12 protein-coding genes are annotated in these 15,434 nt (G+C 69.7%); all 12 read left to right on the top strand.

The genetic code is table 11. The features are described 5' to 3' along the window. The first annotated feature begins 17 nt into the window (after positions 1 to 17). The 12 genes from BLU27_RS21355 (at position 18) to BLU27_RS21300 (ending at position 15,414) form a co-directional block, all read left to right on the top strand. The gene (locus tag BLU27_RS21355; protein WP_092655451.1) at positions 18 to 764 is read left to right on the top strand and encodes a M50 family metallopeptidase; all 747 of its coding nucleotides are present in this window, start codon (positions 18 to 20) and stop codon (positions 762 to 764) included. A gap of 343 nt (positions 765 to 1,107) precedes the next feature. Beyond that, on the top strand, positions 1,108 to 3,075 hold the full coding sequence (locus tag BLU27_RS21350) for an ABC transporter substrate-binding protein (RefSeq protein WP_092655449.1): 1,968 nt from the start codon (positions 1,108 to 1,110) through the stop codon (positions 3,073 to 3,075). Positions 3,076 to 3,124: 49 nt separating this feature from the next. Further along, a complete protein-coding gene (locus BLU27_RS21345) occupies positions 3,125 to 4,114 on the top strand; it encodes an ABC transporter permease (RefSeq protein ID WP_092655448.1) in 990 nt (329 codons plus the stop codon). Between the two features lie 12 nt (positions 4,115 to 4,126). Beyond that, complete coding sequence (locus BLU27_RS21340) at positions 4,127 to 5,302, top strand: ABC transporter permease (RefSeq protein WP_092655446.1); 1,176 nt, start codon at positions 4,127 to 4,129, stop codon at positions 5,300 to 5,302. Between the two features lie 102 nt (positions 5,303 to 5,404). After that, on the top strand, positions 5,405 to 7,756 hold the full coding sequence (locus BLU27_RS21335; RefSeq protein WP_092655444.1) for an ABC transporter ATP-binding protein: 2,352 nt from the start codon (positions 5,405 to 5,407) through the stop codon (positions 7,754 to 7,756). A 133-nt stretch (positions 7,757 to 7,889) separates the two neighbouring features. Continuing rightward, positions 7,890 to 8,921 (top strand): N-acetyl-gamma-glutamyl-phosphate reductase, encoded by a 1,032-nt coding sequence (gene argC / locus BLU27_RS21330; protein WP_092657982.1) that lies wholly within the window; start codon positions 7,890 to 7,892, stop codon positions 8,919 to 8,921. A 162-nt stretch (positions 8,922 to 9,083) separates the two neighbouring features. Continuing rightward, positions 9,084 to 10,262 carry a bifunctional glutamate N-acetyltransferase/amino-acid acetyltransferase ArgJ gene (argJ, locus tag BLU27_RS21325; RefSeq protein WP_092655442.1) on the top strand — a complete coding sequence of 393 codons (1,179 nt, stop codon included), beginning with the start codon at positions 9,084 to 9,086 and terminating at the stop codon, positions 10,260 to 10,262. A gap of 51 nt (positions 10,263 to 10,313) precedes the next feature. Beyond that, a complete protein-coding gene (gene argB, locus BLU27_RS21320; protein WP_092655440.1) occupies positions 10,314 to 11,348 on the top strand; it encodes an acetylglutamate kinase in 1,035 nt (344 codons plus the stop codon). Further along, positions 11,345 to 12,553 (top strand): acetylornithine transaminase, encoded by a 1,209-nt coding sequence (locus BLU27_RS21315; protein ID WP_092655438.1) that lies wholly within the window; start codon positions 11,345 to 11,347, stop codon positions 12,551 to 12,553. The genes argB and BLU27_RS21315 overlap by 4 nt, the downstream gene beginning before the upstream one ends. Continuing rightward, on the top strand, positions 12,553 to 13,506 hold the full coding sequence (gene argF, locus BLU27_RS21310; protein ID WP_092655437.1) for an ornithine carbamoyltransferase: 954 nt from the start codon (positions 12,553 to 12,555) through the stop codon (positions 13,504 to 13,506). The genes BLU27_RS21315 and argF overlap by 1 nt, the downstream gene beginning before the upstream one ends. Further along, complete coding sequence (locus tag BLU27_RS21305) at positions 13,503 to 14,213, top strand: arginine repressor (RefSeq protein ID WP_338417580.1); 711 nt, start codon at positions 13,503 to 13,505, stop codon at positions 14,211 to 14,213. The genes argF and BLU27_RS21305 overlap by 4 nt, the downstream gene beginning before the upstream one ends. 1 nt (position 14,214) lies before the next feature. Continuing rightward, positions 14,215 to 15,414 (top strand): argininosuccinate synthase, encoded by a 1,200-nt coding sequence (locus BLU27_RS21300; RefSeq protein ID WP_092655435.1) that lies wholly within the window; start codon positions 14,215 to 14,217, stop codon positions 15,412 to 15,414. Positions 15,415 to 15,434: the final 20 nt, after the last annotated feature.

Below are 15,434 nucleotides of genomic sequence, written 5' to 3'. Positions count from 1 at the left end.
CAGGCTACGGTCGCGCCATGGCGGCAGCGGACGACCTCGGTCAGGTGTGGCAGGACGTGCTGGGCACCCAGCCCCGGCTGTCCGACTCCGCGCTGCTGGCGTGCGCGGCGGTCGCTCTGGTGGCGGTCTGGGTTCGCCGGGTGTGGCGGGTGACTCGCCAGGTGGTCACCATCGTGCACGAGGGTGGGCACGCGCTGGTCGCGCTGCTGGCCGGCCGCACGCTGGCGGGGATCCGGCTGCACTCCGACACCTCCGGCGTCACCGTGTCGCGGGGACGCCCCACCGGACCGGGCATGGTGGCCACCGCGGCCGCGGGATATCTCGCGCCGTCGGTGCTCGGACTGGCGTACGCCGCCATGCTCGCCGGCGGCCGGATCACCGCACTGCTGTGGCTCAGCGTCGCGTTGCTGGCCGCGATGCTGGTGGCGATCCGGAACGCCTACGGCGTGGTCGCCGTGCTGGTGACCGGCCTCGGCCTGTTCGTGGTGTCGTGGTACGCCCCGGCGCGCCCGCAGGCCCTGGTGGCCGGTGCCTTCACGTGGTTCCTGCTGCTGGCCGCCTTCCGCCCGCTGGCCGAACTCCAGCGCAAGCGCGCCACCGGCCGGGCACGGGACTCCGACGTCGACCAGCTGGCCCGGCTCACCCGGGTGCCGGCGGTGGTGTGGGTCGCGATGTTCGCCCTGGTGGCCGCCGGTGCTCTGGCGCTCGCCGCAACCTGGCTGCTCCCGCTGGCGTCCGTACGCAACTTCGCCACCGGCGGCTGACCGGCGCGCACCTGGCGGCAGCTCCCGGAGGGCGCCGTCGGCGCATCTCACGTCGGCGCGCATCGGCGCACTCGATGGCACGCTCGGCCCGCGTCCAGTTGTGGACGTACGACGGTAGGCAAACGGACGTAACTGTTGTGCGGGTGGGATCCGTCCCTTATGTTCCTCGAACCGGCCTCACCAGCATCGCGATGCCCGGCTCCTGCAGCCGTGGTCTGGTGGCGGGCCGATGTAACGCGCGCAAGTCCGGACAGCCCAGTATCCCGTGCAGTCACACCTCGGGAGAGCGCTTACCTGTCACATCGAGGAGACGCTCCCGAGGCCCGAATCATGGAGGTGCGCGATGACGCCACCCGAGTCCCCACGTCCCAGCCGTAGAGACCTGTTGATGTGGGGAGGCGGGGCGCTCGCCACCGCCTCGTTGTCCGGATGTTCGTTCCTGTCCACGGATCCGAGCGGTGGCAAGAAGGCCGCCGGAGGAGCCGCGCAGAAGGCGAAGGGCAAGGAAGCGCCGATGCTGGCGCAGCAGGTCAAGGCCGGGAAGCTGCCCAAGCTCGAACAACGGCTCCCGAAGAACCCCCTCGTCGTGCAGCCGGCGGAGAAGGTCGGCACCTACGGCGGAACGTTCAAGAGCGTCATGCTCAATGCCGCGGACACCCCCTGGCTGGGACGCACCATGGGATACGAAGCCCTGCTGCGGTTCGATCCCACCGGGCGGAAGATCATCCCGAACATCGCGGAGTCGGTCACCCCCAACGACAAGGGCGACGAGTTCACCATCAAGCTCCGCGAGGGCATGAAGTGGTCCGACGGAAAGCCGTTCACCGCCGACGACCTCGAGTTCGGCTTCAACGACTGGTTGCTCAACTCGGAGCTGAGCCCGGTGGTGCCGGACTGGATCAGCAGCGCCGGGCAGCCGGCGAAGCTCACGAAGGTCGACGACGTGTCGGTGAAGGTGACCTTCCCGAAGCCGAACGGCCTGTTCCGCAGCAAGCTGGCGTACAACGTCTTCTTCGCCCCGAAGCACTACCTCCAGCAGTTCCACAAGAAGTACAACCCCGACGCGGAGAAGCTCGCCAAGCAGCAGAAGATGACTGCCTGGACCGACCTGTTCGGCTCCAAGAACGACCACTGGGGCAACCCCGAGCTGCCGACGCTGTGCGCCTGGGTGACGAAGAACCCGCTGGGCACGGGAAGCCGGGTGACGTTCGAGCGCAACCCGTACTACTTCAAGACCGACCCCGACGGCAGGCAGCTTCCCTACCTCGACCGGGCCAACTACGACGTCATCTCCGACGTTCAGGTGCTCCTGCTCAAGGGATCCAACGGCGAACTGGACATGACGACCCGGCACATCAACACGCTGCCGAACAAGCCCGTGCTCGCCCGCGGCCGGGAGAAGGGTCAGTACCACTTCATCACCCTCGAGAACACGGTGATGAACGACATCGTCATCTCGCTGAACCTCAACCACAAGGACCCGGTGGTCCGGAAAATCTTCCAGGACAAGAACTTCCGCATCGGGCTCTCACACGCCATCGACCGCCCGGAGATGATCAAGACCGTCTTCCAGCGACAGGGCGTGCCGTGGCAGGCCGCACCCGACGAGCGGTCGGAGTTCTACGACGAGGAGTTCGCCAAGCAGTACACCGAGTACGACGTGGCGAAGGCGAACTCCTACCTGGACAAGGCAGGCCTGACGAAGAAGGACTCGGCGGGCTACCGCCTGCGTCCTGACGGCAAGCGGCTGATCATCCAGGTCGAGGTGGCCAGCCCGTCCCTCACACCGTCCTGGGTCGACGGAACCGACCTCGTCACGCAGTTCTGGCGCAAGGTCGGTGTCGACGCCCAGATGAAGAACGAGGACCGCACGCTCTTCTACGAGCGCAAGGACGCGACCGCCAACGAGCACGACGCCGCGGTGTGGATGGGTGACGGCGGCCTGCTGATCGAGATGCTCGAACCCCGCTGGTACTTCCCGTTCAGCGGCGAGTCCAACTACGCCGAGCTGTGGCAGCAGTGGTTCAACACCTACGGCAAGGAGGGTGAGGAGCCACCGGCCGCGCCGAAGAAGCAGATGCAGTTGTACCGCCAGCTCATCGCCACCATCGACGAGAACGAGCAGAAGGCGATCTACAAGCAGATCCTGCAGATCGCCAAGGAGCAGTTCTACTGCATCGGCTGCGTGCGGATCCCCAACACCTACGGCATCGTGAAGAACAACCTCCACAACGTGCCGGCCAAGATGCCGGAGGCGTCCATCATGGCGACGCCTGCCCTGAGCAATCCCGAGCAGTGGTTCAAGTCCTGACCCACCCGACGACTGCCCACGTGAGCGCGGTGCGAGGAGGTAGCCGGACATGTTGACGTACATGGGGCGGCGGATCCTGTTGATGATCCCGACCGTCTTCGCCATCTCCGTGGTGGCGTTCATCATCATCCAACTGCCGCCAGGCGACTACCTGACCACGATCGTGTCCCAGCTGCAGTCGCAGGGCGACCAGATCGACAAGGCGCAGTTGGCGGCGCTGTCGGCAAGGTACGGGCTCGACCAGCCGGTCTACATCCAGTACCTCAAGTGGATCGGCGGCATCCTCCACGGCGACTTCGGCATGTCGTTCGCCTGGAACAAACCGGTGTCCGCGCTGCTGAGCGAGCGGCTGGGACTCACCGTCGTGCTGGCGATCACCACGCTGCTGTTCACCTGGGCCGTCGCGTTCCCCATCGGCGTCTACTCCGCGGTCCGGCAGTACTCCGTCGGCGACTACGTGGCCACCACGCTGGGCTTCCTCGGGCTGGCCGTCCCGAACTTCCTGATCGCGCTGGTCCTGATGTGGGTCGGACTCAACTACTTCGGGCTCAGCGTCGGGGGGTTGTTCTCCCAGGACTACGTGGACTCGCAGTGGAACCTCGGCAAGCTGATCGACCTGCTCAGTCACCTGTGGGTGCCGGTGGTCGTCCTGGGTGCCGCCGGCACCGCAGGCCTGGTCCGGGTGTTGCGCGCGAACCTTCTGGACGAGTTGCACAAGCCCTACGTCGTCGCCGCCCGGGCCAGGGGTATGCCCGAACGCCGGCTCACGGTGAAGTATCCGCTGCGCGTCGCGCTGAACCCGTTCGTCTCCACGATCGGGTGGGTGCTCCCCGGGCTGGTCTCCGGTGAGGTCATCGTGGCGCAGGTGCTGTCGCTGCAGACGACCGGGCCGTTGCTCCTGGACGCGCTTAAGAGCCAGGACATGTACCTCGCGGGATCGATCATCCTGATCGTGAGCGTGCTCACCGTGATCGGCACCCTGATCTCCGACATCGCCCTGGCCTGGTTGGACCCCCGGGTCCGGCTCAGCCACCGGTAGGCGGGAGCGACGATGACACAGCAGACACTTCCCGCGGACGAGGGAACCGGCCCGGTCGTCGAGCCGGACGCGCCGGTCGCCGAGGCGGGCGTGAGCGGCGACACGGCGATCGCCGTCGCACCACAGTGGAAGCTGGTGTGGTGGGGCTTCAAGCGGCACAAGCTCGCCATGGCCGGACTGGTGGTGACGCTGTTTATCTACGTGCTGGCGATCTTCGCGGAGTTCCTCGCGCCGTACTCCAGCGGGCACTACAACCCCGACTATGCCTACGCGCCGCCGCAACGACTGCACTTCGTCGACGACGGCAAGTGGGGCATGTACGTCTACGGCTACAAGTCCAAACAGGACCCCACGACGCTGGAGCTCACCTGGACCACCGACGAGCACAAGAAGGTGCCGGTGAGCCTGTTCGCCAAGGGCGAGTCGTACAAGCTGTTCGGGCTCATCCCTGGTGACCGGCACCTGATCGGGCCGAGCAACGGGCCGAAGGGACCGCCGATGTACCTCATCGGCGCCGACCGCAACGGCCACGACCTGCTGTCCCGGATCATCCACGGTTCCCGGGTGTCGATGTCCATCGGCCTGGTCGGGGTGGCGCTCGCGTTCGTCCTCGGCGTGGTGCTCGGCGGGGTGTCCGGCTTCTTCGGCGGCGTCGTGGACACGGTCATCCAGCGCGGGGTGGAGTTCTTCATGTCCGTACCCACACTGCCGCTGTGGCTCGGTCTGGCGGCCGCGGTGCCACCTGGCTGGGGTCCGTTGAAGCGGTACTTCGCGGTCACAGTCATCCTGTCGATGATCGCCTGGACGCACCTGGCCCGGGTGGTGCGCAGCCGGTTCCTGTCGCTGCGGGAGGAGGACTTCGTGACGGCCGCGACGATCGACGGTGCCAGCCAGCCGCGGATCATCTTCCGGCACATGCTCCCGTCGTTCTCCAGCTACCTGATCGCCTCGCTCACGCTGTCGATCCCGGGCATGATCCTCGCCGAGACGTCCCTGTCCTTCCTGGGGCTGGGACTGCAGGCACCGGTGGTGAGCTGGGGCGTCCTCCTGCAGGAGGCGCAGAACATCCGGGCGGTGGCCACCGCACCGTGGCTCCTGCTGCCCGGTGCGACGGTGGTGGTCGCCGTCCTCGCGCTGAACTTCCTCGGTGACGGCCTGCGTGACGCGGCGGACCCGTACAAGCACTGACATCCGTGGTGGAGACCTTGGTCGGGCCGGCGGGCGACGCCGGCCGGCAACCGGAACCCACGGCCGCGACGCCGGCGACGAGCCGGCGGTGAGGAGAGCCGAATGAACCAGTTCAGTCGCTCCGAGGTCGCCGAGGGCGGCGGCCGGCGTGACCGCGCCCGTGGGCGTGGCCGAGGCCGTGGCCCGGGCGCCGCGCCCGGCCCGGCACCGAGTGCGGATGCCGACCAGTCGACACTGTTGCGCATCACCGACCTGCACACGCACTTCACCAGCCGGGAGGGCGTCGTCCGCGCGGTCGACGGCGTCGATCTGACGGTGCCGAAAGGGCGTACGGTCTGCGTCGTAGGCGAGTCCGGCTGCGGAAAGTCGGTGACGGCCCGGTCGATCCTGCAGCTCGTCGAGCGACCCGGCGCGATCGCCGGCGGCCGGATCGACTGGCGGCCGAGCCCGGACGCCGACTGGACCGACCTCGCCAAGCTCGACCCGCGCGGTGAGGAGATCCGCCGGGTACGCGGCGCCGAGATCGGCATGGTGTTCCAGGAGCCGATGGCCTCGCTGTCGCCGATGTACACCGTTGGCGACCAGCTCGTCGAGGCGATCCAGCTGCACCTCCCGCTTTCGAAGGAGGAGGCGCACGAGCGGGCCGTCGCGCAGCTGCGCCGCGTCGGCATCCCGCAGCCGGAACGCCGGATGGACGCCTATCCGTTCCAGCTGTCCGGCGGCATGTGCCAGCGGGTGATGATCGCCATCGCGTTGTCCTGCGACCCGGCGTTGCTGATCGCGGACGAGCCCACCACCGCGCTGGACGTCACCACGCAGGCCCGCATCCTCGACCTGCTGAAGGACCTGCAGGACCAGACCGGGATGGCGATGGTCTTCATCACCCATGACCTGGGCGTGGTGGCGGAGATCGCCGACGAGGTGACGGTCATGTACCTCGGCAAGGTCGCCGAGCACGGCACCGTGCGCGAGATCTTCGACGAGCCGAAGCACCCGTACACCCAGGCCCTGCTGCGTTCGATCCCCACCATGCGCGGATCGGGCGAGCGGGGGCGCCAGCGCCTGGCCGCGATCCGCGGCATGGTGCCGCACCCGCAGAACCGCCCGGCAGGCTGCCCGTTCCACACCCGGTGCGACCACGTGATCGCCGGCGTGTGCGACCAGCAGGACCCGCCGCTGGTGCGTTTCGGGAGCGACCACCTGGCCCAGTGTCACCTGTACGACGAGCAGGGCGAGCTGACCGGCGTGGGCGCGGCCAGGACCGGCGGAGGGCGTGCGGCCAACGGCGAGGCGGCACCGGAGGGTTCGGTGGCGCGGTCGACCTCGACGGGTGGCGGTGCTGGAGGTGGGGCCGGGACGGCCGGGACAGGTGGCGCCGCGGTCCAGGTGCGGGAGCGTCCCGCCCCCAACGGATCCCGGTCGCGCGACACTTCGGGCGCTCCGCTGGTCGAGGTGCGCGACCTGTCGATGCACTTCCCGATCAAGCGGGGGATGTTCGGCCGCACCACCGGCGCCGTTCGCGCGGTGGACTCGGTCGACTTCGACATCGCGCCGGGGGAGACGCTCGGCCTGGTGGGTGAGTCCGGGTGTGGGAAGACGACGCTCGGCCGCTGCCTCGCCAGAGTGCTCCAGCCCAGCTCCGGCCAGATCCAGTACCGCCGGCCCAACGGCGAGACGGTCGACCTGGCCCGGTTGCGCAACCGCGAGCTCGCGCCGTACCGCCGGGAGATCCGGGTCATCTTCCAGGACCCGTTCTCCTCCCTGAACCCCCGGATGACGCTGCTGCAACTCGTGGGGGAGCCGCTGCGGACGAACAACCTCGCCAGCGGCTCGGAGCTGCAGGACCGGGTGGCGGACATGCTGCGCCGGTGCGGCCTGCGGCCGGAGTACATGCGGCGCTACCCCCACGCGTTCTCCGGCGGTGAACGCCAGCGGATCAACATCGCCCGCGCCCTGATCACCGAGCCGCGACTGGTGATCGCGGACGAGGCGGTGTCGGCGCTGGACGTGTCCGTCCGGGCGCAGATCCTGAACCTGCTGGCCGACCTGCAAGCGCAGTTCGACCTGACGTACCTGTTCATCTCCCACGACCTGTCCGTGGTGGAGCACCTGTGCGACCGGGTGACGGTGATGTACCTCGGCTCGATCGTGGAGACCGCCGACACCTCCTCGCTGTACACCCAGCCGCACCACCCCTACACCGAGGCGTTGCTGAACGCCGTGCCGCTGCCGGATCCGCACAACCGGCGGGCGCGGCACGAGCACGGGCTTCCGGACGACCTACCGGACGCGGCGAACCCGCCCTCGGGGTGCCTGTTCCACACCCGGTGCCCGCACGTACGGCCGGACCGCTGCGTCTCGGAGGTTCCGGCCCTGCGGGAGACGGGGGCACACCACCTCGCCGCCTGTCACTTCTCGGAGGAGCTCACGTTGAGCGGCGCCACTGGGAAGTGATTCCTGAGCCCGGGCGGCGGTGCGGGAGGCGCCGGACGCCCGTGTGAACATGTGAAGGTCACCGGTCAGTCGGTTGCATGGGCATGCAGGATGGGGCATACTCATGCAGAACCAACCGAGGGGTGACGTGACCATGGGTTTCAATGCGGCGGTGGCAGGTGCGAGCGGCTATGCCGGTGGCGAGCTGTTGCGCCTGCTCCTGGCCCACCCCGAGATCGAGATCGGCGCGGTGACCGCCGGCTCCAACGCCGGCACGCCGCTGGGGCGGCATCAGCCGCACCTGACGCCGCTCGCCGACCGGGTGCTGGGGGAGACCACCACTGACACGCTGGCCGGCCACGACGTGGTCTTCCTCGCCCTTCCACACGGGCAGTCCGCGGCTGTCGCAGCAAGCCTCCCCGACGACGTGCTCGTCATCGACTGCGGCGCCGACTTCCGGCTCGCCGAGGCCGCCGACTGGCAGCGGTGGTACTCCGGTGACCACGCCGGCACCTGGCCCTACGGCCTGCCCGAGCTGCCCGGCCAGCGCGACCTGCTGCGGCCGGCTCGTCGGATCGCGGTCCCCGGCTGCTATCCGACCGTTTCCACTCTCGCGTTGCTCCCGGCCGTCGCCGCCGGCCTGGTGGACGCCCGCGACGTCGTCGTGGTCGCCGCCTCCGGCACCTCCGGCGCCGGCCGGTCGCTCAAACCGCACCTGCTCGGCAGCGAGGTGATGGGCGCCATGTCCGCCTACTCCGTCGGCGGCGCCCACCGGCACACCCCCGAGATCGAGCAGAACCTCCGGCAGGTCTCGGGCTCGCCGGTCACCGTGTCGTTCACGCCAACCCTGGCGCCGATGCCGCGCGGCATCCTGGCGACGTGCACGGTGCGCGTCCGCGAAGGCGTCGACACCGCCACCGTCCGGGACGCCTACGTGCGGGCGTGGGCCGACGAGCCGTTCCTGCACCTGCTTGCGGAGGGCAGCTGGCCCAGCACGGCGGCGACCCTCGGCTCCAACGCCGTGCACGCCCAGGTGGTGGTGGACGACCGGGCCGGGCGACTGGTCGCCGTCGCGGCGCTGGACAACCTCACCAAGGGCACCGCGGGCGGAGCCGTCCAGTGCATGAACCTCGCTCTCGGCATCGCCGAGACGACGGGTCTGACCACGGTCGGACTGGCGCCGTGAGCATCCGGTGCAGGACCGCCGCGAGCGGCGGACAGTGGAGCGGGCATCGCTACCGGCGACGACGAGGCGGGCCCCGGCGATAGCCCGGCACGTCACCGTTGCCTGGCGACCTGGCCGGACCGCGTCGTCAGCACCCGATCCTCGCCCCCGAAAGGCACTCCCTTGTCCGTCACCACCCCCATCGGCTTCCGGGCCGCCGGCGTGACCGCCGGGCTCAAGCCGAGCGGCAACCCCGACGTCGCCCTGGTCGTCAACGACGGCCCCTCGTTCACCGCCGCAGCCGTGTTCACCGACAACCGCTGCAAGGCCAACCCGGTGCTGTGGAGTGAGCAGGTCTGCAAGGACGGTCAGGTCCGGGCAGTTGCCCTCAACTCCGGCGGCGCCAACTGCTACACCGGCCCGGAGGGTTTCCAGACGACCCACGCGAGCGCGGAGCACACCGCGCAGCAGCTGACCGCCGCGGCCGCTCCCGGTGCCGAAGCGACCGCAGCCATCGACGTCGCGATCTGTTCGACCGGCCTGATCGGCGAGCTCCTCGACCGCGACAAGCTGCTCGGTGGCCTCACCGAAGCCGTCGCGAAGCTGTCCGACGACGGCGGCCAGGCGGCCGCGACCGCGATCATGACCACCGACACCCGGGCCAAGCAGGCGACGCACGCCGGGGCGGGCTGGTCCATCGGCGGGATGGCCAAGGGGGCCGGCATGCTCGCGCCCTCGCTGGCGACCATGCTCGTGGTGATCACCACCGACGCCGCGCTCGACCCGGTTGCCGCCGACCTCGCCCTGCGTGCGGCCACGTCGGCGACGTTCGACCGGCTCGACTCCGACGGATGCATGTCCACCAACGACACGGTCCTGTTGATGGCCAGCGGCGCGTCCGGCGTCACGCCCACCCACGAGGAGTTCACTGCCGGGTTGACCGCCGTCTGCCACGATCTCGGCCAGCAGTTGATCGGTGACGCCGAGGGTGCCGAGCACGACATCGCGATCGAGGTGGTGCACGCCGCGACCCAGCAGGACGCGCTGGACGCCGCCCGGGCCATCGCCCGGAACAACCTCTTCAAGTGCGCCGTCTACGGCAAGGACGCCAACTGGGGCAGGATCCTTGCCGCGGTGGGCACCACTCGGGCGGCGTTCGACCCCGCGACCCTGGACGTCGCCTTCAACGGCGTGTGGGTGTGCCGCGACGGCGGAATCGGCGAGTCCCGCGACCTGGTCGACCTCTCCCCACGCCAGGTCGAGGTGACCGTCGATCTGAAGGCCGGGCAGGAGTCGGCGACCATCTGGACCAACGACCTGACCCATGCCTACGTCCACGAAAACTCCGCGTACTCCACCTGAGCCAGTCCACCGACCAGCGCACCACGAGCCATGCATGGGACGTGCCGCCGCATGAGCACCACACCGAACGCTCCGAACGCTCCGAACGCTCCGAACGCTCCGAACGCTCCGATCACATCGAGCACATCGAACACTCAGAGCACACCGGGCGGAGCCGCGCCGGCCAAGGGCCACGCCCAGGTCCAGAGCCGGGACCGTCTGCAGGCGCAGCGCAAGGCCGAGACCCTGATCGAGGCGCTGCCGTGGTTCGAACAGTTCCACGGTTCGATCGTCGTGATCAAGTACGGCGGCAACGCGATGACCGACGACGTGCTGAAGCGAGCCTTCGCCCAGGACATCGTGTTCCTGCGCTACGCCGGCCTGCGACCTGTGATCGTGCACGGCGGAGGCCCGCAGATCAGCGAGATGCTCAACCGGCTCGACATCCCCAGCGAGTTCCGGGGCGGCCTGCGGGTGACCACACCTGAGGCGATGGAGGTCGTCCGGATGGTACTCGTGGGCCAGGTCGGGCGCGAGCTCGTCGGGCTGGTCAACTCCCACGGTCCGTTCGCGGTCGGCCTGTCCGGAGAGGACGCCGGTCTGTTCACGGCCGAACGCCGCACGGCCACCGTCGACGGCGATGCGGTCGACATCGGCCTGGTCGGCGACGTCGTGTCCGTACGCGCCGAGGCGGTGCGCGACCTGATCGAGGCCGGTCGTATCCCGGTCGTGTCGAGCGTCGCGCCCGACGTCGACGGCCAGGTGCACAACGTCAACGCCGACACGGCGGCGGCCGCCCTCGCCACCGCGCTGGGAGCCCGCAAGCTGGTCGTGCTCACCGACGTGGAGGGCCTCTACCGCGACTGGCCGAACAGCGACGAGGTGATCAGTGAGCTGGACGCCCACGAGCTGGCCGGGCTCCTGCCGTCGCTGGCGTCGGGCATGGTGCCGAAGATGGAGGCGTGCCTGCGGGCCGTTCGTGGCGGGGTGCCGCAGGCGCACGTGATCGACGGGCGGGTCGCGCACTCGCTGCTGCTGGAGATCTTCACCGACGAGGGCATCGGCACCATGGTGGTGCCGGCGCAGCAGGAGGGAACGTACGCATGAGTGTCTGGCCGCAGTACGACACCTGGGCGGGTCGGTTCTCCGCCGCCCTGATGCCCAACTACGGCGTCCCGCCGGTGGCGCTCGCCCGCGGCGAGGGATGCACGGTCTGGGACGTCGACGGCAACAGCTACCTCGACTTCATCGCAGGCATCGCGGTGTCCTCCCTCGGGCACGCGCACCCGGCCCTGGTGGACGCAGTGTCGAAGCAGGTCGCCACCCTCGCGCACACCTCCAACCTGTTCATCCACCAACCCGAGGTGCTGCTCGCCGAACGTCTGCTCGCCCTGCTCGGCCACGACGGCCGGGTGTTCTTCGCCAACAGCGGAACCGAAGCCAACGAGGCGGCGCTCAAGCTGGTGCTCCGCAACGCGGCCGGCACCGGGCGTCGCTACGTCGTGGCCGCCGACAACGGCTTCCACGGGCGCACCATGGGCGCGCTCGCCCTGACCGGAAAGGCAGCGATCCGCGAGCCGTTCGGGCCGTTCGGTCTCGACGTGCGGTTCGTCCCCTACGGCGACGCCGACGCGCTGAAGAACGCCGTCACCGACGAGTGCGCGGGAGTCTTCCTCGAACCCGCCCAGGGTGAGGCGGGTGTGGTCCCGCCGCCGCACGGTTACCTCACCGCGGCCCGGCAGATCTGCGACGCGACGGGAGCCGTGCTGGTGCTCGACGAGATCCAGAGCGGTGTCGGCCGCACCGGCACGTGGTTCGCCCACCAGCACGAAGGCGTACGCCCCGACGTCCTCACTCTCGCGAAGGGGCTCGGCGGCGGGCTGCCGATCGGCGCCTGCATCGGTGTCGGCCGGTTCGGGCAGACGTTCGCCAAGGGTGACCACGGCTCGACCTTCGGCGGCAACCCCGTCGCTGTCGCGGCCGCGCTCGCCGTCCTCCACACCATCGAGGTGGACGGCCTGCTGGACCACGTGGCGAAGGTCGGCGCCGAGCTCTCGGACGCCATCTCCGCGCTGTCGCACCCGCTGTTGTCCGGGATCCGCGGTCAGGGGCTGTGGCTCGCGGTCCTGCTCGCCGAGCCCAGGGCACCACAGGTACAGGCCGCCGCCCAGCGGGCGGGATTCCTCGTCAACGCCGTGCAGCCGGACGCGATCCGGTTGGCACCACCGCTGACGGTCACCTCGGAGCAGGCGCGATCCTTGGTCGACGCGCTGCCCGGCATTCTCGACACCGCTTCCACCGAGGAGTCCTGATGGTGCGGCACTTCCTGCGGGACGACGACCTGAGTGGCGCCGAGCAGGCGCAGGTGCTCGACCTCGCCGACACGATGAAGAAGGACCGTTTCGCGTTCCGCCCGCTGGAAGGGCCGCGGGTCGTGGCCGTGCTGTTCGACAAGTCCTCCACCCGCACCAGGGTCTCCTTCAGCGTCGGAATCACCGAGTTGGGCGGCTACCCGATGGTGGTCGATGCCCAGAACGCCCAGCTCGGACGCGGCGAGTCGATCGCGGACACAGCCCGGGTGCTCGACCGTCAGGTCGCGGCGATCGTCTGGCGTACGGCCGGCCAGGAACGCATCGAGGAGATGGCCGCCGTCAGCACGGTGCCTGTCATCAACGCGCTGACCGACGAGTTCCACCCGTGCCAGATTCTCGCCGACCTGCAGACGGTCCGCGAGCACAAGGGGCGGCTGGCCGGGCTCCGGCTCAGCTACCTCGGCGACGGTGCCAACAACATGTCGCACTCCTACCTCCTCGGAGGCGCGATCGCGGGGATGCACGTGCGCGTCGGCACCCCGCGCGACTACCAACCGGACCCGTCGGTGCTGGCCAGGGCCACCGAGCTCGCCGCCGCCGGCGGTGGATCGGTCGCGGTGGTCGACGATCCCCGTGAGGCGATCAAGGATGCCGACGTGGTGGCGACGGACACCTGGGTGTCGATGGGGCAGGAGGAGGAGGCGGCGAGCCGGTCCGCGCCGTTCGTCCCGTTCGCCCTGACCGAGCAGGCGATGAGCCACGCCGCGCCCGACGCGATCGTGCTTCACTGCCTGCCGGCCTACCGCGGCAAGGAGATCGAGGCCGGCGTCATCGACGGCCCACGCAGCGTCGTCTGGGACGAGGCCGAAAACCGCCTGCACGCGCAGAAGGCGCTGCTCACCTGGCTGCTGGAGCGGTCGGGGCAAGAGCATCCGGGTCAGGAGGTGCGATGAACCACGAGACGACGACCGACCGGGCGCCGGCCAAGGGGTCCCCCTCCCGCGCCCGGTCCCCTCGGGAGGAGGCCGTCGTGACCGGAGACCAGGCGCCTTCGAGAGCCGGCCGGAAGGTGGCGCGGTCCGCCGGACCCAAGGTCCCCGACGTCGACCTGACCACGCCCCGCCACGGCACGGACGTGCCCCGCGTTGCGATGACGAAGACCGCCCGCCACCAGTACGTCGTGGAGGTGCTGTCGCGTACGGAGGTGCGATCGCAGGCGGAGCTGGCCGACCGGCTCGCCCAGGAAGGGATCGCCGTGACGCAGACCACCCTGTCCCGCGACCTGGACGAACTCGGTGCGGTCCGGGTGCGCACCGCCGGCGGAGCCCTTGTCTACGCCCTGCCCGGCGAAGGCGGCGACCGCACACCGCGGGCCACCCCGGACGCTCCCTCGGTGGCCGAGGCCCGGCTGGCCCGGGTCTGCGGTGAACTCCTCGTCTCGGCGGTCCCGTCGGCCAACCTCGTGGTGCTGCGCACGCCACCCGGTGCGGCCCAGTTCTTCGCCTCCGCACTCGACCACGCCGAACTCCCCGGTGTCATCGGCACCATTGCCGGAGACGACACTGTGCTCGTGGTCGCCCGCGAACCCGACGGCGGAGCCACCGTCGCCGACCAACTGCTTGCGCTCGCTCGCAAGAACCAACCCACGAAGGAGCAATGACATGACCGAGCGCGTGGTGCTCGCCTACTCGGGCGGGCTCGACACTTCCGTGGCGATCGGCTGGATCGCCGAGCAGACCGGTGCGGAGGTCGTGGCCTGTGCGATCGACGTCGGCCAGGGCGGCGAGGATCTGGACACGATCCGCAAACGGGCTCTGGAGTGCGGTGCGGTCGAAGCCGTCGTCGTGGACGCCAAGGACGAGTTCGCCGACGGCTACTGCCTGCCCGCTCTCGCCACGAATGCCCTGTACATGGAGCGGTACCCCCTGGTCTCCGCCCTGTCCCGGCCGCTGATCGTCAAGCACCTCGTCGGGGCGGCCCGACAGCACGGCGCGAGCGTGGTGGCGCACGGCTGCACCGGCAAGGGCAACGACCAGGTCCGGTTCGAGGTGGGTGTCGGCGCGCTGGCCCCCGACCTCAAGGTGCTGGCTCCGGTTCGTGACTTCGCCTGGACCCGGGAGAAGGCGATCGCCTACGCCGAGCAGCACGGTCTGCCGATCGACGTCAGCAAGAAGTCGCCGTTCTCCATCGACCAGAACGTCTGGGGCCGGGCGGTCGAGACCGGGTTCCTCGAGGACCTGTGGAACGCTCCCACCGAAGACGTCTACGACTACACCCAGGACCCCGCAGTTGCCCGTGAGGCCGACGAGGTGGTGGTGACCTTCGAGGCCGGTCGCCCGGTCGCCCTCGACGGCAAGCCGGTGACGATGCTCGAGGCGATCCAGCAGCTCAACGCCCGCGCCGGGGCACAAGGGGTCGGCCGGCTCGACCTGGTGGAGGACCGCCTGGTCGGCATCAAGAGCCGGGAGGTCTACGAGGCGCCGGGTGCGATCGCGCTGATCACCGCGCACCAGGAGCTGGAGAACGTCACCGTGGAACGCGACCTCGCGCGGTTCAAGCGCCAGGTCGAACAGCGCTGGACCGAGCTGGTGTACGACGGACTGTGGTTCTCGCCGCTGAAGCGGGCGCTGGACAGCTTTGTGGACGCCTCGCAGGAGCAGGTCTCCGGTGACATCCGGATGACCCTGCACGGTGGGCGGGCAGTCGTGAGCGGTCGCCGGAGCGCCGCCTCGCTGTACGACTTCAACCTCGCGACCTACGACGAGGGCGACGTGTTCGACCAGTCGCTGGCCCGCGGGTTCGTGGAGCTGTGGGGACTGCCCAGCAAGATCGCCGCCAAGCGTGACCTCGGGAAGTCCTGAGTCACCGCACCACGACGAGG

The sequence above is a fragment of the Actinopolymorpha singaporensis genome, from assembly GCF_900104745.1.
Classification (GTDB): Bacteria; Actinomycetota; Actinomycetes; order Propionibacteriales; family Actinopolymorphaceae; genus Actinopolymorpha; species Actinopolymorpha singaporensis.
Note: the sequence above shows the minus strand (reverse complement) of the source record. Positions and strands in the feature narration are given on the sequence as shown.